The organism is Quyinboa ferrireducens (assembly GCF_042436675.1).
Classification (GTDB): Bacteria; Bacteroidota; Bacteroidia; order Bacteroidales; family UBA5342; genus JBHJHP01.
In genome coordinates, this window is sequence record NZ_JBHMVA010000002.1 from 110,223 (window position 1) to 129,622 (window position 19,400).

Annotated in this window: 18 protein-coding genes; 11 read left to right on the forward strand and 7 right to left on the reverse strand. The window is 37.4% G+C overall.

The window, feature by feature from the left end; translation table 11 throughout:
* Nucleotides 1-64 precede the first annotated feature (64 nt).
* The 5 genes from ACE01N_RS03880 to ACE01N_RS03900 form a co-directional block, all read right to left on the reverse strand.
* Nucleotides 65-286 (reverse strand): DUF6132 family protein, encoded by a 222-nt coding sequence (locus ACE01N_RS03880; RefSeq protein WP_380585026.1) that lies wholly within the window; start codon nucleotides 284-286, stop codon nucleotides 65-67.
* 102 nt (nucleotides 287-388) lie between these two features.
* Nucleotides 389-793 carry a DUF2752 domain-containing protein gene (locus tag ACE01N_RS03885; RefSeq protein WP_380585028.1) on the reverse strand — a complete coding sequence of 135 codons (405 nt, stop codon included), beginning with the start codon at nucleotides 791-793 and terminating at the stop codon, nucleotides 389-391.
* 3 nt (nucleotides 794-796) lie between these two features.
* A complete protein-coding gene (locus ACE01N_RS03890) occupies nucleotides 797-1,003 on the reverse strand; it encodes an LITAF-like zinc ribbon domain-containing protein (RefSeq protein ID WP_380585030.1) in 207 nt (68 codons plus the stop codon).
* Nucleotides 1,004-1,005: 2 nt separating this feature from the next.
* Nucleotides 1,006-2,646, reverse strand: coding sequence for a PspC domain-containing protein (locus ACE01N_RS03895; RefSeq protein WP_380585032.1), 1,641 nt, complete (start codon nucleotides 2,644-2,646; stop codon nucleotides 1,006-1,008).
* A gap of 2 nt (nucleotides 2,647-2,648) precedes the next feature.
* On the reverse strand, nucleotides 2,649-2,987 hold the full coding sequence (locus ACE01N_RS03900) for a PadR family transcriptional regulator (protein ID WP_375726466.1): 339 nt from the start codon (nucleotides 2,985-2,987) through the stop codon (nucleotides 2,649-2,651).
* A gap of 135 nt (nucleotides 2,988-3,122) precedes the next feature.
* Here ACE01N_RS03900 and ACE01N_RS03905 point away from each other — a divergent pair, with 135 nt between their 5' ends.
* The 10 genes from ACE01N_RS03905 to ACE01N_RS03950 all read left to right on the forward strand — a co-directional run bounded on the left by ACE01N_RS03905 (nucleotide 3,123) and on the right by ACE01N_RS03950 (nucleotide 14,304).
* The gene (locus ACE01N_RS03905) at nucleotides 3,123-3,668 is read left to right on the forward strand and encodes a DUF1599 domain-containing protein (RefSeq protein ID WP_380585034.1); all 546 of its coding nucleotides are present in this window, start codon (nucleotides 3,123-3,125) and stop codon (nucleotides 3,666-3,668) included.
* A 4-nt stretch (nucleotides 3,669-3,672) separates the two neighbouring features.
* A complete protein-coding gene (locus ACE01N_RS03910) occupies nucleotides 3,673-4,908 on the forward strand; it encodes a BT_3928 family protein (RefSeq protein WP_380585036.1) in 1,236 nt (411 codons plus the stop codon).
* A gap of 13 nt (nucleotides 4,909-4,921) precedes the next feature.
* Nucleotides 4,922-5,677 (forward strand): triose-phosphate isomerase, encoded by a 756-nt coding sequence (gene tpiA, locus ACE01N_RS03915; protein ID WP_380585038.1) that lies wholly within the window; start codon nucleotides 4,922-4,924, stop codon nucleotides 5,675-5,677.
* 456 nt (nucleotides 5,678-6,133) lie between these two features.
* Nucleotides 6,134-7,807, forward strand: coding sequence for a hypothetical protein (locus ACE01N_RS03920; RefSeq protein ID WP_380585040.1), 1,674 nt, complete (start codon nucleotides 6,134-6,136; stop codon nucleotides 7,805-7,807).
* A gap of 38 nt (nucleotides 7,808-7,845) precedes the next feature.
* Nucleotides 7,846-8,703 (forward strand): 4Fe-4S dicluster domain-containing protein, encoded by an 858-nt coding sequence (locus tag ACE01N_RS03925; RefSeq protein WP_380585042.1) that lies wholly within the window; start codon nucleotides 7,846-7,848, stop codon nucleotides 8,701-8,703.
* Between the two features lie 12 nt (nucleotides 8,704-8,715).
* Nucleotides 8,716-9,930, forward strand: coding sequence for an NrfD/PsrC family molybdoenzyme membrane anchor subunit (gene nrfD / locus ACE01N_RS03930; protein WP_380585044.1), 1,215 nt, complete (start codon nucleotides 8,716-8,718; stop codon nucleotides 9,928-9,930).
* Between the two features lie 19 nt (nucleotides 9,931-9,949).
* Nucleotides 9,950-10,669 (forward strand): glycine cleavage system protein H, encoded by a 720-nt coding sequence (locus tag ACE01N_RS03935; protein ID WP_380585046.1) that lies wholly within the window; start codon nucleotides 9,950-9,952, stop codon nucleotides 10,667-10,669.
* Between the two features lie 77 nt (nucleotides 10,670-10,746).
* Nucleotides 10,747-12,405, forward strand: a complete 1,659-nt coding sequence (locus tag ACE01N_RS03940; RefSeq protein WP_380585047.1) for a sensor histidine kinase — start codon at nucleotides 10,747-10,749, stop codon at nucleotides 12,403-12,405.
* 9 nt (nucleotides 12,406-12,414) lie between these two features.
* Nucleotides 12,415-13,758: a sigma-54-dependent transcriptional regulator gene (locus tag ACE01N_RS03945; protein WP_380585049.1), complete on the forward strand. Its 1,344-nt coding sequence runs from the start codon at nucleotides 12,415-12,417 to the stop codon at nucleotides 13,756-13,758.
* Nucleotides 13,759-13,767: 9 nt separating this feature from the next.
* On the forward strand, nucleotides 13,768-14,304 hold the full coding sequence (locus ACE01N_RS03950; protein WP_380585051.1) for an archaemetzincin family Zn-dependent metalloprotease: 537 nt from the start codon (nucleotides 13,768-13,770) through the stop codon (nucleotides 14,302-14,304).
* A 21-nt stretch (nucleotides 14,305-14,325) separates the two neighbouring features.
* Here the strand turns inward: ACE01N_RS03950 and ACE01N_RS03955 are convergent, their stop codons facing one another.
* The gene (locus ACE01N_RS03955) at nucleotides 14,326-17,391 is read right to left on the reverse strand and encodes a cytochrome c biogenesis protein (protein WP_380585053.1); all 3,066 of its coding nucleotides are present in this window, start codon (nucleotides 17,389-17,391) and stop codon (nucleotides 14,326-14,328) included.
* Nucleotides 17,392-17,488: 97 nt separating this feature from the next.
* Nucleotides 17,489-18,181, reverse strand: a complete 693-nt coding sequence (locus ACE01N_RS03960) for a Crp/Fnr family transcriptional regulator (RefSeq protein ID WP_375726478.1) — start codon at nucleotides 18,179-18,181, stop codon at nucleotides 17,489-17,491.
* Between the two features lie 214 nt (nucleotides 18,182-18,395).
* On the opposite strand from ACE01N_RS03960, the gene ACE01N_RS03965 reads away from it, so the two are divergent.
* A complete protein-coding gene (locus ACE01N_RS03965; protein ID WP_380585056.1) occupies nucleotides 18,396-19,388 on the forward strand; it encodes a hypothetical protein in 993 nt (330 codons plus the stop codon).
* The last annotated feature ends 12 nt before the right edge of the window (nucleotides 19,389-19,400 follow it).

Below are 19,400 nucleotides of genomic sequence, written 5' to 3' on the forward strand. Positions count from 1 at the left end.
ATACGCAAGAATCAAGATAAAATGAGAAGTTTTTCAACCTGTTACGTGTAACTCGGCACGGGTACTACTCTTCGGCTTTTTTCTCTTTGCGTTTCAGGTAACCTTTAATTGTATCTCCAACCACGTATCCGAAAAATGCGCCATAAAGTGTGGTCCAGTGCCATTTAGATGTGATAGGACAGGTTCCGGACGTACACCCAACGGTTTTCCAGTACACAAATCCTGCTATGGCACCTAATACTATGAGTGCAGCAGTTATTATGGTAGTTTTGCGTTTTAAATCCATTTCAGAATAATTTGAGATCAAATATATAATATTTTATATATGTATTAAACGCAATACATTATGCAGAGTTCAATTTTGGGTAACTTTAACATTTTGATGACGCTAATAATAAAGGGGCCCCATAATAAATTTCATGATCCAGGAGGCTATGACCAATCCAATAATAATGTAAAGTGTTGTTTTGGTTATGGAAAACAATTTACCGCTAATTGTAATTTTTATGCCTGCAACAAGAATGAACAGTGAGAGCAAAATCAAAAATGGAAACAGGGCATTATAATGGAATGCTTCACTCCAGTTGTTTTTGGCAAGCTGGTTCATGGCCCGATCGTAACCACAGCCGGGGCAGGGCAGATGCGTTACAGATTTAAATAAACAACCATCAAGGTACAATACTTCTTTTGAATGCTGCGGAAGAAAAGGGTAATAAAGATAAAACAGGGCACTCAGCATCATGGCGATGCCGATGCTCCTGTTGAGTATTTTAGTCGTTTTATAACTTTTCATTTACTAGCGGGAACCCATAAAAAAACCACAGTTCGGGCATCTGACCACCTGCTCTTTAAATCCGGATGATACAAAAGGTATCCAGCAAAGGGGAGTGCAGACAAAGAATAGTATGACAAAAACAATCCATGCTTCCACTTTAAGTTTTTCTTCTACGATTGGTGCGCCTTCATATTCGCAATAGGGGCATTTAATTTCCATTGTATTCATAGTTATAATTTTTTTAATCCTTTATCGGTCATCTCCCAGTATTGGCTGTGCATATCCTGTAACTGGTAATATCCTCCATCAAAAGATACAGTTCTGAAATTACTGAATCCGTTTCCTTTAATGAGATAAACTACTGTGTTTTCCGGAATTTTCACTTTAATTTTCACTTCAGCCTGATCATTCCATTTGGCTTTTTGCGTGAATGCAATTGGCAGATGCAATGTGTCATCCACTAAAGACCAGTTTAATCTTATATTTTCACTGTTGTTTTTATACTGGTATTTCGAAATGGACAAGAGCATCTGTCCATCTTTGGAAGGTAATACGGCAACATCCGGTTTTTTATACAGAATACTGTTTTTGGCGTAGGAATCATCATGTTTTAAAGAGATAATGGTATCGTTATAAGAAAAATCGATATATAATGTATCTGTATCAATGTTCAATGGATAGTTTTCATTATCCACCCGACTACCGTGATGCGTATTAATGTCAATGTGTGAATCCCGGAGTTCTTCGCGCCATTCCTCCGGAAGACCGTTTTCATCAATGAATTTAAGAACAGATGAACCTACAAGAATAAAACCCGTAAACCATAAAAGGAAGGAGAGTACAAGCACCCAACCGGTTTTTCCCTGGTGTTTGAAAGCCAGCTTGCTTATAAAATAAGCCAACAGGAAGATCGGAACACCCACTAAAATAATTAGTCCTGTTGCAGCAGTCGCACTAGTTCTGGCCAGTTCAGTTGGGAAAGTGCTGAGGTTCAGGTTCCAGATATCAGCCACGGTCTCAGGAAATCCGGTTCCGAATGCAACACCAATCAAAGCAAATAAGGCTATGGCAAGTGCAACCAGCAAAATAGAACCAATAAAAATACCGAACACTTTCAGTAAACCTACAATAAAATCGCCAAATGCGCTACCGTATCTGTAGTTTCTTGGAGGACGAGGTGGTCTTGGTGGCCTTGGTGGTTTAGGAGGTTTATTGGAAGATTTACTCATGTTTTCCTGGAACTTATTAAACTGATTTTTGGCATTATTTTTAATGTCGTTAAATTCTTTGCCAATATTATTTACGTTAACCGGTTCGCCCTGCATTTCAAGACGTTGTGTTACTGTAAGGGCTTCCGGTACGGCCAGCCAAAGTACAAGATAGATGAAACCAAAGCTAAATGATGTGGCTATGAGCAATACTACAAAAATAATTCTCATGGCTACAACATCAATATTGAAATAGACAGATAGTCCTGAACAGACTCCACCAAAAACTTTATTTGAAGGATCTCTGTAAAACTTTCTGTGGGGTTTTCTATATGGTAACCCTGTATTTGAATGTGTATTATTATGTCCCTTGGAATCATCATCAATGGGATCATCGTCCATATCTGTAAATTCTTCCGGTTGACCCAGAACATCAATTACAGAGTGAACCATAGCTGTTGTTATAACCTGGTTGTTCTCTACTATTTTTTCGTTCAGTAGTTCCGCTATTCTGGTTTCAACATCAGACATAATCTCACTGCCATCGCTTTGCTTGTCAAAATAAGCATGCAGTTTATCCAGATAGCCTTTCAAAAGCTCGTAGGCGTCATCGTTGATATGAAATACAACACCACCAATATTGATTGTTAATGTTTTCTTCATTGTTAGTTTTTTATATGATTTTTCTTAAGGTTTTCAACAGCATCTGAGAGCTCATTCCATCCTGTTTCCAATTCAGCCAGTAACTTACCTCCTTTGGACGTGATCTCATAATATTTACGGGGCGGACCCTGGGTCGACTCTTTCCACGAATATGTCAGGAATCCTGTGTTTTTTAATCGTGAGAGAAGAGGGTATAACGTTCCTTCAACCACTATCAGCTTCGATTCCTTTAAGGCATCAATAATGTCTGATGTGTAGGAAGGTTTATTAGCAAGGATGAGCATAATGCAATACTCAAGAACGCCTTTCCTCATTTGTGCTTTTGCATTTTCTCCTTTCATAACGCTTTAAATTGCATTACAAAGATATTGAATAAAAATAGTACCTTGCAAAACATAGTACTATAAATTAACTATTATTAACATTTTAAAATGAGCTGTTTTTTTGTATTTTTACAGCTTCATAAAAATTCAGTAATGAACAGGACCGAAGAACAGTTTGATCATGTAATAGCTTTATGCAGAGATATTTTTCAAAAGAAAACACGCGACTATGGTACGGCCTGGCGCATTTTAAGGCCTGTTTCCATTACAGATCAGATTTTTATTAAAGCCAATCGCATCAGAACGCTGGAGACCAAAGGTTACAGTAAGGTAGGAGAGGGTATTAAGGAAGAGTTTATTGCGATTGTGAATTACGCCATTATGGGACTGGTTCAACTTGAAAATGGTTATGCTGAAAATGCGGATTTAGATGAAGCCGCTGCCCTGAAGTATTATGATGAAAAAGCAGCCGTTGCAAAAGATCTGATGATGAAAAAAAATCATGATTATGACGAAGCCTGGCGTACAATGCGCATTAGTTCGTATACTGATCTGATATTGCAGAAACTCTACCGGACCAAACAAATTGAAGATAACGCCGGTGCAACGCTTATTTCAGAAGGAATTGATGCGAATTACCTGGATATGCTCAATTACTCTGTATTTGCTCTGGTGAAGTTGGAATTTGGAGAAAACTGAAAATATGGTATTTAAAAGGACGTTAGAATTAGTATTTCGGATAATAGTTGGCCTGGTATTTGTTTTTTCAGGTTTTGTAAAAGCGGTGGACCCTCTTGGATCAGCCTATAAATTTGTAGATTACTTTGAGGCATTTAATGTTGAATTTTTAAATCCCCTGGCAAATGCACTGGCGTTTATTATTCCTGCTCTTGAATTTGCAATAGGAGTTGCATTGCTTTTAAATATTTTAAAAAAGTTTACAACCTGGGTATTAGGTGGTTTTATTGTTTACTTTACCGGTTTGACTTTGATTTCAGCCATTACAAATCCTGTGACAGATTGTGGTTGTTTTGGGGATGCAATAAAGCTGGATAACTGGACTACTTTCTATAAGAATCTTATTCTGCTTGTATTGTCAGTTTTTTTAGTACTTAACAATGAAAAATTTCCAAACCGGTTTTTCAAATTGCGTACACAACGTGTTTTATGGGGGTTTTTTATCGTCTTTTCTCTTTCTATTTCTGCCTACAGCATTATTTATATGCCGTTAATAGATTTTCGTCCTTATAAGCTTGGAGTTAATATATATAACAGTATGATTAAACCTGAGGGTGCGCCTGAAGATGTTTATAAAACAACGTTATATTATCGCAAGGATGGTAAGGTCGTTGGATTTTCGGAAGACAATTATCCGTGGCAGGACAGCACATGGCAATTTGTTGATGCTGAAAATGAATTAGTGAGCAAAGGTTATGAGCCCCCAATAAAAAGTTTTAATGTGCTTAACAGCGAGGGAGAAGATATAGGAGCAGATATCATACTGAATAACGATTATCAGTTTATGATCATTTGCAGGGATTATAAATCTGTGAGCGATAAAGATCTTGAAAAAATGAGGCAGATGTACCGGTTTGGAAAGGAGAAATCTTATTCTGTTTTTATAATCAGTTCAGCTACCATGAATGAAAATCAGCAGCTCAGGTATCTTTTAGAATCAGACATTCCTATTTACCAGGCAGATGATATCTTGCTAAAGTCCATGATTAGGGCAAATCCCGGCATATTTGTGCTGAAGGAAGGAACTATTGTAGGTAAGTTTAACCTGAAAAGAACGAATATTAATCCGGAGTTTTTTAATGTTATGGAATACACCCTAAGCCATCAAAGAATGGTGGATAATAGATATAATGTGTTAACTTTGGGGCTCATTTTTTTAATCATTATTTTGGTGTATATAAATCTGGATAGGAAATATTAATTATAAAATAATCATGAGAAAAAAAGTAGTTGCAGGAAACTGGAAAATGAACAAGTCTCTTGCTGAAGGAGTCGAAACAGCAAAAGCACTGAATGAAGTTTTGAAAGGTAAAAAGGTTAATTGCGATGTGGTCATCTGTACACCATTCATTCACCTGGCTTCTGTGGTTGATGCCGTTGATACATCTGTTCTTGGTGTAGGTTCACAAAACTGTGCTGATAAAGCCAGTGGTGCATATACAGGTGAAGTATCTGCTGAAATGGTAAAATCAACTGGTGCAGGTTATGTTATTTTAGGTCACAGCGAGCGCCGTGAGTATTATGGAGAAACCAGTGCTATTTTGAATGACAAAGTTGCTTTAGCATTGGAAAACGGCCTGACCCCTATCTATTGTTGTGGTGAAGCGTTGGATATTCGCGAGGCAGGAACACAGAATGAATATGTTATAAACCAACTGAAGGAAACAATCTTCAATCTTTCTGTAGAAGATTTTAAAAAACTGATTCTGGCTTATGAGCCAATCTGGGCAATCGGAACCGGAAAAACAGCATCATCTGATCAGGCACAGGAAATGCATAAAGCAATTCGTGATGCTATTGCTGAGCAGTTTGGAGCTGAAGTAGCCGATGAAACATCCATTTTATATGGTGGTAGCTGTAAGGCTTCTAATGCACCGGAGTTGTTTGCTAACCCTGATGTGGACGGTGGCCTTATTGGTGGTGCATCGCTGAAAGTAGATGATTTTATGGGAATAGTGGAAGCCTGGTAGCTTTAACTCTTTCGTACAAAATAAAAAGACCGGTTATCCAACCGGTTTTTTTTATGCTCTTTTACAACCATCTTCAAATTTCTCCTGATCCTATCCTTAATTTTATTCACTATTTTTTAATAACCTATCAGCTTCAGATTGTATGTTACTTCATTAGGAAGTAAAATATTATTGTTTATAAAAGTCAGTATATCAGAATTTTAATTTTTGATTGTTGAAAAAATAAACATATGTTTATAATTTAAACACACAAGATAGTGTATTGAATTACAGTGCATTAATTCAGTTTGTGATTATTGGTGTTTAAAAATACAACACTCTTAAGTGATTAATAATTATGCGAACATGTCGTAAGCGGTTGATAATTAATTGATTAAAATGTATGGCATTATTGTTGGTTAATAGGTAGTGATTTTAATAAATAATGTAGAAATGAATCATTAAAACCTTTCAATAATGAAAACAAAAACGCTTATATCAATTGGACTGTTAACTGGTAGTTTGTTGTTCGGTAATGTGTCATCCGGGCAGAACTATTCAGAGGAAAAGGCTCAGACGGTTTCCGTTTTATACAGCCCCGATCTCATGAAGCTAGCAACAAATCTTTCTGAGTCGTTCAATGCCGGAAGTAGTTCCATGAAAAGTACTACAGCTCCATTGGAAAAAAAGAGCGACATTGAGAATGATGCTGCTTTAATTCTGGTAAACGATAATGATCTTGCCAATTATAGTTTAAAAGAAAGCTGGAAGATGGTCGTTGGCCGGTCTGTTCTTGTTCCTTTAATTAATAAAGGCAATCCGTTCTATGAAGAAGTTTTAAAACAGGGCATTTCAGTTGATGAGTTAACCCGGCTACTGCTTGATCCTCAGAACAGGAATTGGCAAAATTTGCTCGGCGAATCTTTTGATGCTCCAATCCGGATTTTTGTAGAAAATAGTGAAGAGGTTGTGACATGTCTTCATGGTATACTGAACACGGATAAAGCATCATGGGCTGTCCAGTTTGTTTCAGGAACAGACAATATTCAGCGCGAACTCAAAAACAATAAGAATGCTATTGCATTATGTCTTTTGTCTGATATTCATGTTTTGGAAGCACCTGCTGAAAGTAGCGTTCAGGTGTTGCCAATCGATAAAAACGCAAATGGTTTTATTGATGATACTGAAAATATTTATACTGATTTAGGCTCATTTCAGCGCGGTGTTTGGATCGGCAAGTATCCAAAAGCATTATACAGCAGTATATACCTCGTATCTTTAAAACAAACGATTGGAGATGAAAACTCAACTTTTATTAAATGGGTCATTACGAAAGGGCAACCTTTAATTGCAGGAAATGGATACCAGGAATTGGTATATGCAGAGATTCCATCAAAATTATCTAAGCTCAATGAACCTGTTACTTTTCCAATATCTGTTAAACCGGATCCTTTTATTCCGGGATATATTTTAATACCCGTTGTTCTGATTTTATTAACGATTGCAGGAATTGAATTAGTGGTACTTATTTCAAGAAGGAGAAAAGTCAGGAATGGCCTTATAACCCAAACTCCCAAGTCTTTGGAGTTAAAAAGTCTTACGATTCCACAGGGCGTATATTTTGATAAAACACATACCTGGGCTTTTCTGGAAAAAAATGGCAGTGTCAGGATTGGTCTCGATGATTTTCTGGCACAGGTTTCAGGTCCCGTGAGCAGAGTAATCATGAAAAGCGAGGGCGAAAAAATAACCAAAGGTGAACATATGCTTACCTTAATTCAGGATGGAAAGCAGATTAAGGTAAGTTCTCCGGTATCTGGTACAGTTCAGGCTTTCAACAGCGATCTGATTTATGATGTGTCGAAACTAAATGATGTGCCGTATGACGATGGTTGGGTTTATGAGATAACACCAGATGACTGGAATATTGAAAGGATTTATCTGAACAGTGCTTTTAAATATAAAGAATGGATAACACAGGAATTTTCCCGGTTTAAGGATTTTATTACAAATGCTGTTGTCAGACGTGATCCCCAAATGAAAGAAAGTGAATTGGTTTTTCAGGATGGAGGAGAACTGTTGGAAAATACATTAAGTAAAATGGGACCTGATGTTTGGGAAGAGTTTCAATGTCAGTTTTTGGACAGATAATACAAACTCAGCTAACTATTTATCTAATAAAAATCGTCATGAATTTAAATCGGAGAAATTTTTTAAAGGTATTGGGTGTGACAGGCGTTGCCGTTACAACAGGAGAAAAGCTTGTTGCAAATACGAATCCCAAAGAAACAAACGAATTGCATGGGATATTATACGATATAACACGGTGCAAAGGATGTTGCGGCTGTGAAATTGACTGTGCGGATGCAAATGGATTACCATATCCTGAAGATGGTGCTGAACTCGGTGTCACCCGTAAAACCAGTGAAATACAACGCACTGTTGTCAACGCGAAACAAACCTCAAAAGGAAAACTATTTGTTCGAACACAATGTATGAACTGTAATGATCCGGCTTGTTGTACAGCATGTTTAACCGAGGCAATGCATAAAACAGAAAAAGGTCCGGTGATCTGGCGCGGTGATAAATGTATGGGCTGCAGATACTGTATGGTTTCATGTCCGTTTGATATGCCAAAATTTGAATACAATAGCACGAATCCTGTCATTCAGAAGTGTACGATGTGCTATGAGTTAATAGAGCAGGGTGAGGTCCCTAATTGTGTTTACAACTGTCCTTACGATGCACTGAAATTCGGAACACGTCGGGAACTGATGGCTGAAGCACATAAGCGAATTGCAGAAAGCCCTGATGTTTATATTGATCAGATTTACGGTGAACATGAAGCAGGAGGAACAGGATGGCTCTACATTTCACCCGTTCCTTTTGAAGAGCTTGGACTAAAAACAAATCTGCAGCATAGTTCTTATCCTGCCCTGACCAAAGGTTTTATATCATCCATTGCCCCGGTTGATATATTATTACCGGGATTACTATTAGGGATACATGAAGCTGTAAAATTCAGAAACCAAAATAAGGAGGAATAATCAATGCTAAATATGACAACTACAGACGCAACAACAACCATTAATAAATCACAAAGCAGATTTCGGTTTTTAATCAGTGAGCTGAAGCCAAAAGGTAAGATTTTTACCCCGTTTAACCTTATTAGTGTACCAGTAATTCTGATTGGATTATACATCATTTTTGTAAGATTCTCAGAAGGGTTAGGCTCGGTAACAAATTTGTCGCAGGAGTTCCCCTGGGGACTTTGGATAGCTTTCGATGTTGTGACAGGTGTGGCATTCGCAGGAGGAGCTTATGTGCTTGTTTTCATGGTACATATACTTAACCTGAAATTGTATAAACCCATAATGAGAGTGACGGTACTGAATGGCTTTCTTGCTTACTTTTTTTATTCCTGCGCTCTTTTACTGGACCTTGGGCGACCTTTACATATTGTGAATGTTATAATTGGCAATAATTACGGCGTAAGTTCAGTGCTGTTTTTGGTAGGTTGGCATTTTTTGTTGTATATGCTGGCATTATTGCTGGAATTCTCTCCTGCCATTGCAGAATGGTTGAACGCAAAAAAAGCACACCGGATACTAACAGGATTGACTCTTGGTGCTGTAGTGTTTGGGATCACACTTTCGATATTGCATCAGAGTGGTATAGGTGCACTGTTTTTAATGGCAAAGGAAAAGATTCATCCGCTCTGGTATAATCCTTACCTGCCACTGATGTTCGTGGTTTCAAGTATTTTTGCCGGTTTTTCCCTTATTGTTTTTGAAGGATCAATAAGCCATAAGGTGTTTTCAAACCAACTGGATAAAAAGTTCCATGAATCATACCACAAGATACTAATAGGTCTTGCTAAAATCTGTACCGTAGCTCTGTTTGCTTATCTGTTTATGTCAGTTATTGTTTTTGTACACGAGAAAAACTGGACATATCTGAATACAGGTTATGGTTATTGGTATCTACTGGAAATGTTAGGTTTTGTTTTTACTCCGATGATCCTGTTCTTTATAAGTTTTAAAAAACAGAATATTACCTTGGTAAAGATTGCTTCATTAATGACGCTTGTTGGTATTCTTTTGAATCGTTTAAATGTTTCATTAATTGCATTTAAATGGTACGAAACACCGCATTATGTTCCTTCATGGCAGGAAGTAGTCGTGACGTTAACTATCATATTCATCGAAATATGGGTATTCAGATGGATTGTACGAAGAATGCCTGTTTTGAGAAAATCTCCGGATTTAATTTAACCTGTAAAATTATAGTATAATGAATGAATTCACATATCACAATATATTTGAAACCAAGGGATTTGAATATATTATTACAATTATCTTTTTTGCGCTTTTAATTCCATTTTGGCTTTTAATAAAAAGAAAACCAAGGCTAAAGGAACAGGTGGAAACAGCAAAGGGCATACTTAAAGCTGCTATGATGCATGTTCCGGGAGGTATTTTTGTAAACAGGAATCATACGTGGACATTTCTTGAGCGAACCGGAATTGCTAAAGTAGGGATGGATATAATGTTGTTAAAGATTGTAGGTAATATCCAGGTAGAATATCTTTTAAAAAGTGGTGATAGCGTTAAAAAAGGAGATTTGATTGCAAAAATATATTCTGATAAGAAATACCTTGAAATCCATTCTCCAATATCCGGATTGGTACGGAATAATAATTCACTGGTCAATCAACCTGAAAACATTCCTGTAAATGATCCGTATGGTTCAGGTTGGTTACTGGAAATTGAGCCGAACAACTGGATAGAGGAAACGAGAAACATACGACTGGGTGTGGAAGCATTTGACTGGCTTAAGGCAGAATTGGTGCGGTTTAAAGAATTTCTTGTTTTTAATATGCACGAACAATATGAAAATGAACTAGGAGCTGTTATGCAGGATGGAGGCGAGTTAAGGGAATATTCACTGTCGGATATGCCCGAACAGGTCTGGCAGGAATTTCAAAATGAATTTTTAAACAAAACGGAATGATTCGTTCTAATCAGTTTTTTATTCAAATGATGTTTTGTAACTTGTTTGCGCCTTATTAAAGCAAGAGATTAGATGCTATGCTCCACAGAATAAAAACAAAATTTGTTGTACCTCTCCTTGAAAGCTACATAAAAATCCGGTCATCAATATATGGCCGGGTTATTTTAATTATTGTACTGTTATCGCTGATTTTATTTCTTTCATTCAGCGTAATATTCAGAGCTGTTTACGGAGATTATTTGCGAACAGTGATTCGACAGAACGGGAATAATGTTGGGTCAATTGTTGAAGGGGCACTTTATACTTCCATGCTCGAAAATGATAAGACCGGACTTCAAAATACGCTCGATCTCATCAATACAATGTCAGGAATCGATGAGGTTGATATGTACGACAGTGAAAATAATTTAATCTATACTTCGTTTTCTTCTGACGATCATAAGCATAGTGATCCGGATTGCATAAAATGCCACAGTAATTTATCGGAGATGTTTCCGGCTACAGAGAAAGCGTACCGGATTATTGATATGAAAAGTGGTTGTACAATGACGGATAATGATAATAACCACAGGCATTTAATGATTCGCTCACCTATACTGAATCAGCCGTCTTGCTATACTGCTGCATGTCATGCACATGGTCCGGACGAAAAAGTACTTGGTTCACTTATCATTAAAGCACCATTGGATGACCTGGATACAGCCGTTGCCAAATCATCGACGGATTTTTTTGCAATGGCATTGGTAACCACATTTTTGCTCGCTACCTTTCTTGTATTTTTTACAGGTAAGAAAATCAGAAAGCCTTTAAATGATCTTACCAGGGCAAGTGTTGCGGTTGCTAACGGGGACAATTCAATTCGCCTGGCATTAAAACCAAATCAACTTGGCGATATTCACATGGTTTCTGTGGCCTTTAATGATATGCTTGACAAATTACAGGCTGCAAATACAGAACTTGAAAACTGGTCGAAACAGCTGGAATATAAGGTTCAAAAGAAATCCGAAGAATTAAGTGCGGCTCAAAATGAGATGATACATATTGAACGGATTGCCTCTTTGGGTAAATTATCTGCTTCTGTTGCGCATGAATTAAATAATCCGCTTTCGGGTATGTTGGTTTATACCAAACTTGTGTCACGACAGCTCAGAAAGGAGGATATTTCCACTGAAAAGCGTCAGAGTATTTTAAAGCACTTACAGTTTGTTGAGAATGAAATAATACGTTGTGGGGATATTGTGAAAGGACTATTGGATTTCTCAAGAAAAGATCAGGATAATTTTGAAATCAAAAATCTGCATAATATTTTAAAGGAGACCACTAAAATTGTGCTTCACTCTGTTAAGATTGCTAACATCAGACTTATTACCAAGTATGATGCGACACAGGATCTGATTTCGTGTAATGCGGCTCAACTTAAACAGGCGTTTATTGCTATTCTGGTAAATGCTACAGAAGCGATAACTGAAAATGGTGAGATTGTTATGGTAACCCGTAATGAAGATGATAAAAGTATTGTATTGGATATTACGGATAATGGAGCAGGAATTTCCGAAGAGAACCTGAAACATGTTTTCGAACCTTTTTTCTCCACAAAACATCAAACGAGCGGAATAGGGCTGGGTCTTGCTATTGTGCACGGGATAATACAAAATCATAACGGGGAAATCAGCATTACTTCTGCTGTGGGTAAAGGTACTACAGTAAGCATAAAGTTCTCATTAATAAACCAATAATAAAATTTTATGGAACAGCAAATATCTATTTTGATTGTAGACGACGAAGAATCTGTCCGTGATTCATTATATAACTGGTTTATTGAGGATGGTTATGAGGTTGCCTGCGCACAGGATGCTAAAACGGCACTTTCAATTCTTGAATCCCATCCTTATGATATTGTTCTGGCTGATATTAAAATGCCAGGAATGGATGGTATGGAAATGTTGAAACGCATAAAGACACTGAACGACAAGTCAATTGTAATAATGATGACGGCATTCGCCACTGTAAATACAGCTGTTCAGGCGCTTAAGGATGGGGCATATGATTATGTGACTAAACCCTTTGATCCGGATGAATTATCCCATTTAATAAATAATGTTTCCAAACAAATAAAGCTGTCAGAAGAAAACGAGTCTTTAAAGGAAAGAGTTATTTCACTTGAAAATGTGGAGGATCTGATAGGTAATAGTGAACCGATGAAGAAAGTCCTCCGGGAGGTGGAAAGTGTTGCGCAATCCAATTCATCGGTAATTATAACAGGAGAAAGCGGGACGGGAAAAGAATTGATTGCTAGGGCCATTCATTTTAATTCTCCCCGTAAATACTTCCCCTTGGTAAGTGTGCATTGCGGTGCCTTGTCGGAATCATTACTGGAAAGCGAGTTGTTCGGACATGAGAAAGGTGCTTTTACAGGTGCCATGTATAACAGAAAAGGGCGTTTTGAAATGGCTGATAACGGTACCATATTTCTTGATGAGATTGCAACCATTCCACTCAAAATGCAGATTGAATTATTAAGGGTGCTTGAATCCAAACGATTTGTCAGAGTAGGAGGAACGAAGGAGATTGAATCCGATTTCAGGGTAATATGTGCAACGAATAAAGATCTGAAAAAGATGGTAGAGATGGGGACATTCAGAGAAGATCTTTATTACAGACTGAATGTGGTCAACATTCATGTGCCTCCATTGCGGGAGCGGACGGATGATATACCGCTGCTGGTAAATTATTTTATCACGAAATATTGTTCTTCTATGAGTCGTGATGCAATTAAAATTGAACCTGCTGCATTAAAGCGTCTTGAAAGTTTTGAATTTCCAGGAAATGTACGGGAGCTTGAAAACATGATTGAAAGAGCTATTGTAATAGGCAATGGGAAAGAGATCCGTTTAAAAGATCTTCCGGTAGGCAGCGAGGTGGAGGTGAGCACGGCGGAGAGCTTGGATGAAAACGAAAAAAAACACATCATACAAATTCTGGACAGATACAACTGGAATATTTCTCAAACCGCCAAAGCACTAAAAATTGACCGGGTCACCTTATACAATAAAATAAAAAAATACAATCTGAAGCAGGTCAAAAAATAAAAACAGGACTTGGTTAATTCCACACAAAATATCACGCTTATTACATGTGGTAATTTCGACATGAAATATATTGATAAGGTGGCAAATACTGTAAAGATGGTATTCCACCGTGAGGTGACAATTAGAAATGGAAATGTAGAACTGATAGAATATTACAACCCTTCACGCCGGCAGTATAATGGTGACCTGTTGCTTAAAAAGGTGGATTCTTTACGCAACCCGGGTGAAAATAAAATTATGGGTTTATTTCAGGTTGACCTTTTTATCCCAATTTTAACCTATATTTTCGGACAAGCCTATCTAAACGGGAGTACCGGAATTTCTTCAAACTACAGGCTATACAACGAACGTTACGGATTAAAGCCGGATAATGAATTAATGCTGACCCGTTTTCAAAAAGAGGTTGTTCATGAACTTGGTCATGAATTTGGATTAATTCATTGTTTTACGCCTGATTGCGTTATGCAGTCCAGTACCTATGTGGAAGATATTGATCAAAAATCCATTCGCTTTTGCAGAAGCTGTAATTCAAAACTTGGATTGTAAAATTACAAGCCTGTTCCTGATCTATCTTTTAATCTGTTTCATTTTATCGTACTGAAATGCTGCAACAATCGTAAGTAAAAATATGGCTGCAGTTGTATAATATACAAATAAAGGAACCGGTACCGGGTCACCGGCTGCATAAGAGTGTAATCCTGATAAATAATAATTCACCCCAAAATATGTCATCAGTATAGATGCAAATCCATACACGGATAATGCGTTAAATGTAAAAATTCCCTTTAAGCCTGGAATAAGCCTTGAGTGTGTCACAATGGTATAAACCAGGATAGATATAAATGCCCAGGTTTCTTTTGGATCCCATCCCCAGTAACGGCCCCATGATTCGTTGGCCCAAACAGCACCTAAAAATGTACCTATGGTTAATAAATACAGGCCAACAATTAAAGTCTTATGGTTTAAAATAGTTAAAGACTCCAGATTAGTAATGATTCGCTTCTGATTACGTGATGTTCTTAAGGCCATTAATATCATATTTATAAGTCCTAATATGGCACCTAATCCTAAAAATCCATAGCTGGCTGTGATAACAGAGACATGAATCGTCAACCAGTAAGATTGTAACACCGGAACAAGATTTGTGATGACCGGATCCATAAATGACAGATTGGCCACCATTAACGTTAATCCTCCTAACACTGTTGTTGCCGGCAGTGCAAACGGAGATAATTTGTGAAATATAAACCCTGCAAGCAGTGTGATTCCCGAGATAAATATCATCGATTCGTATCCGTTGCTCATCGGTGCATGACCCGAGATATACCACCTGGCGGCTATTGCAAGAACATGAACAGCAAAGGCCAACAGTAAGAGGTAAAAATATCCTTTCCGCAGAATACCCGGAACGCTTTTCCCGTTTACGATAAAAGCAATCAGCATGAACAGATAAATCACCCCTAAAGTGGCATAAAATGGAAATAAAAATTTAAACGGATTGAGTTTGTAATACAGGATCTCCACATTAATTTTAAAATCTGATGGCAGATTGTATCCTGCATGTTTGCGCTGAAATGTATTGATTCCTTCCACCAACTCGTTTGCCAGGGAATAATCTCCCGTGCTTTTTGCATTAAGAACCTCACCATAATAAGTTTTTAAAATGCTGGCTAAAAATATGGAATCTTCGCTGGTTGTCGCTCTTTTTGCAGCTTCATCCGCAATAAACCATGAAATACTGTCCTTTGAATTGGGGACAGGAAACATTTTAAGGTATTCACCACTAAAAATAGCATAACAGATATTTACTTTTTCATCCGTTTTTATGATGGCCTTATCCAGTTTTGTTCTTTCGCCCGGAGACTTTTCAAAGGCCATCTGTACCCTTTGACGCAAAACATATCCTGTCTGAGGGTCCATAAAGCTTGAATAAGAAGCGTATTTGCCATTTAAGCCCAGCAGATTTTGTAACTCTCCATTACTAATGCGAATAATCGGTGCTTTAGACCAGTGCGATGGCTGCATATTCATTTCCATAAACAACTGAACCGGATTCATACCCATGATGGTCTCCTTTCGGGATATTTTTCGCATTAGTTCCGATGCAAACGTATATACCGGTTCTGTTCGTCCCTGTGTGTTTTGAATTAATAGCTCACCGAATTTTTCTGCATGCTTTTTATTGATAGGACGGTGGCTGTCAGGCATATTGCCATTTGCCATTTGGGCACTCGCAGAAACTGAGATCACGATGAAAGCCAATATAGTTACAAGCTTTTCATTCAATTTGGTTTTTCTGAAAAACGAGTTTTTGTTTAAGAGGGACAAGATCATTCCAAAAAAGAGTACTGCGTAGCTAAAATAAGTTACTGTTGTGCCCCATCTATCACTGTTTACAGATAGTATGGTTCCGTGCTCATCACTGTCATAAGATGATTGATAAAACCTGAATCCATTGTGCTTTAAAATATTGTTCATGTAAATGTGAAATTCTATCGGTTCACTGCCTTTATCTCTTAAGGTGACAAAGCTTGAAAAAGAGGAAGGACTCATTGATCCGGGATACCGGTCAATAACAAAATCTTTTAAATAAATACTGAATGGTAAATCCACGGTATGGTTCCCGTAAAAAAGGGCTACGTTATGTCCGCTTATTTCAGTCTGAACATATGAATTATTCCAGTCCTTTTCCCATAAATAGAGGTTTTTAATAGCTTCTCCGTATTGAAGTCGAAACTCCATAGCCTGCATTCCAAGCATATGGTTTTTAACTTCAGATTGTACGGGTATCAGTTCAGCTTTTTTCTTAAAATCCTGATAAACCAGATTGTATTGTCCAATTTTGTAAAGTTTTTTAGGTTCAAACGGTACTTTTTTATCGGATATATTAACCTCTGAATGCTTGCCCATCTCAGTTATAAAAATATGTACGTCTGAATGTAAATATAACGTGTCATTTTCATAGCTGAAGCTAATATCTGTTCCTGGTTGCCCATCGAATGACAAAGACATGTTTCCAAGTTCAATGGTATTTCCCTGTTTAAGATACTGGAATCCTCTGAATCCGGGACCGGTTAATACAAAACCAACAATTTGATGACCATTGTCTGCATCAACAGCTTTTTCATATGCATTATTATACCTGTTTATCAGGATGATGTTCATCGGTTTGCCGTCCAGCATAACGGTTTCATCAAATTTCCCCTTATTCGCAATATTTCCTGTTGTATTCATAATAACAGGATCATTGGCATCTGTTTTTATTTTAAGAATTTTATCCGCTGTGACAATGCTTGAAGAAGCCTGTCCCTCTCTGATATGCATGGTTCCTTCGTACCCAAAATAACGGGTAATTGCTGCACCAGCAATCATACCGATAAACGCGATGTGAAACAGGAATATGGTGAACTTTTTAGGTTTGTAGAGCTTTAACCTGAAAATTCTGCCTGTCATATTAATAGCAAGGAAAAGGAAAAGAATCTCCAGCCAGTGCGAGTTATAAACTTTCATTCGTGCAACTTCAGCGCCGAAGTCATTTTCAATAAATGTTGCAACGGCTAAAGCGAATCCCAGTATTACCAAAAGTATTCCCATTAAAACGGGAGAAAAAAGCAGATTGTAAAATTTTTTCATCTTTAATAATCTAAAAACTTGTTCTGAAAAACAGAACCTATTATATAATGTATAGTAAATTTAATTTGAAACTGAAACAGGAAGGCTTTCTACCGGTTTACCCGGAGATTGAAATATGCTCCAATTTTTCTTTATCTATGATTTGAATTTCGTCACCATGAACCTTTAATATTCCCTCTTTGTCAAACTCATTTAAAATTCTGACAACACTTTCTTTGGTCATATTCGTAAGTTCTCCCAATTCCTGTCTTGTCAACATACATTTAAACTTGTCGGATTTAAATAATTCGTTTGAGAGATATAGTATTCCGTCAGATAGTCTTCCATGCATCTTTTTTTGGGTTAAATTAAGGAGCTGCTGGAAAGTGTTATGAGATTTTAATGAAATGTCTTTAATCAAGCCTTCGGCAAATTTACCATTCTTTAAAACCATTTCCTTTATAATGGCTGAATCAATGAAGCAAGCTCTTAGATCGGTTAGTGCCGAAAGAGAATAATTGTGACGGTTATTGCCATAAAGTCCCGGGCCAACCAACATGTTTCCTGGTCTGTGAAATCCTATAACGATACGCTTGCCATCAATACCCTCAATATAAGCCTTACCAATACCATTTGCTAAAAATATCATATTGGAACAAGGACTTCCCTGCTTCATGATGATTTCACCAGCGAGATAGGTTGCTTCAAATCTGTGCTCATTTACAATCTCCAGTTCTTCCGTCGTAAGATTTTTAAAGTTCTCCCATCCATGTGTACATAATTGACACGTCCTGTTATTTCCCTCGCGCATTGCAGTAAATTTTTTGACCCGGCAAAATATAAATAATTATATATATATACATCTAAACATTCATTGATATATATCAATGTTTAAAATGATGTTCATCTTGCAAATTAAGGAAAACAATCAACATTACAAATGAAAAGGATTAATGAAGAAAAATTTATTGAATTAATCTATTATCTACTTTTATAGTGTAAAAGAACTATTAAAATCTACTGTAATGAAAAGAACATTAATTTGTGCAAAAGGACTTTTAATACTAATGGCTACAGCATTGATTATAAGCTGTGAAGGTCCTGCGGGTATGGATGGCGTTGATGCAAACTCAACCTGTAAGCAATGTCATAACGATGCAAACATGACATTAAAATCTGTGGAATATAATCTTTCCGGGCATGCAGCCGGAGCTTATGTGGGATATGCAGGAGGAAGAAAATCGTGTGCAAGATGTCATTCAAACGAAGGTTTCATTGAAACACTTCATACCGGAATGGATACAACAGCTGCTGATATTCCAATTCCGACACATATTTCTTGTGAAACATGTCACGATTTTCATGAATCACTTGATTTTGAAACAGATGGCCCTGATTATGCCTTAAGAACCAAAGATCCTGTAACATTTATTATTAATGGTGAGACAGTAGATTTTGAAGCTTCAAGTAATTTGTGTGCCAATTGTCATCAACCAAGAACAGCAGGTCCTTCTCTTGCTGAAGAGACTTTCAGAATTTCAAGTACTCACTGGGGACCTCACCACGGACCACAGGCTACATATCTTGATGGTATAGGTGCTGTTGAATTTTCAGGTTCTGAGAGTTATCCTGAACCGGGATCTTCTACTCACGCTTCTGCCGGAGCCTGTGTAATGTGTCACATGGGTGAATCAACCGGTGAGGGTAGTGAAATGCATGGTGGTCATACGTTCAGTGCTAATGTTACTAACTGTACTGCATGTCATACCGATGCTACTACATTTGATATCGGTGGTGTTCAGACCGAAGTTGAAGGATTACTTGAAGAGATAGCTACTGTTTTAGCAGAAAATAACGTTCTGGATGCAGAAGGTCATGTAATTGCTGGAACTTATTCAAGTACACTTGCTGCAGCTTACTACAATTATATAGGTATAGAAGAAGACCGCAGTATGGGTGTTCACAATCCTGAATACATTATTGCCGTGCTGAAAAATACACTGGCTGCTATCAAATAACGTATAGAATAT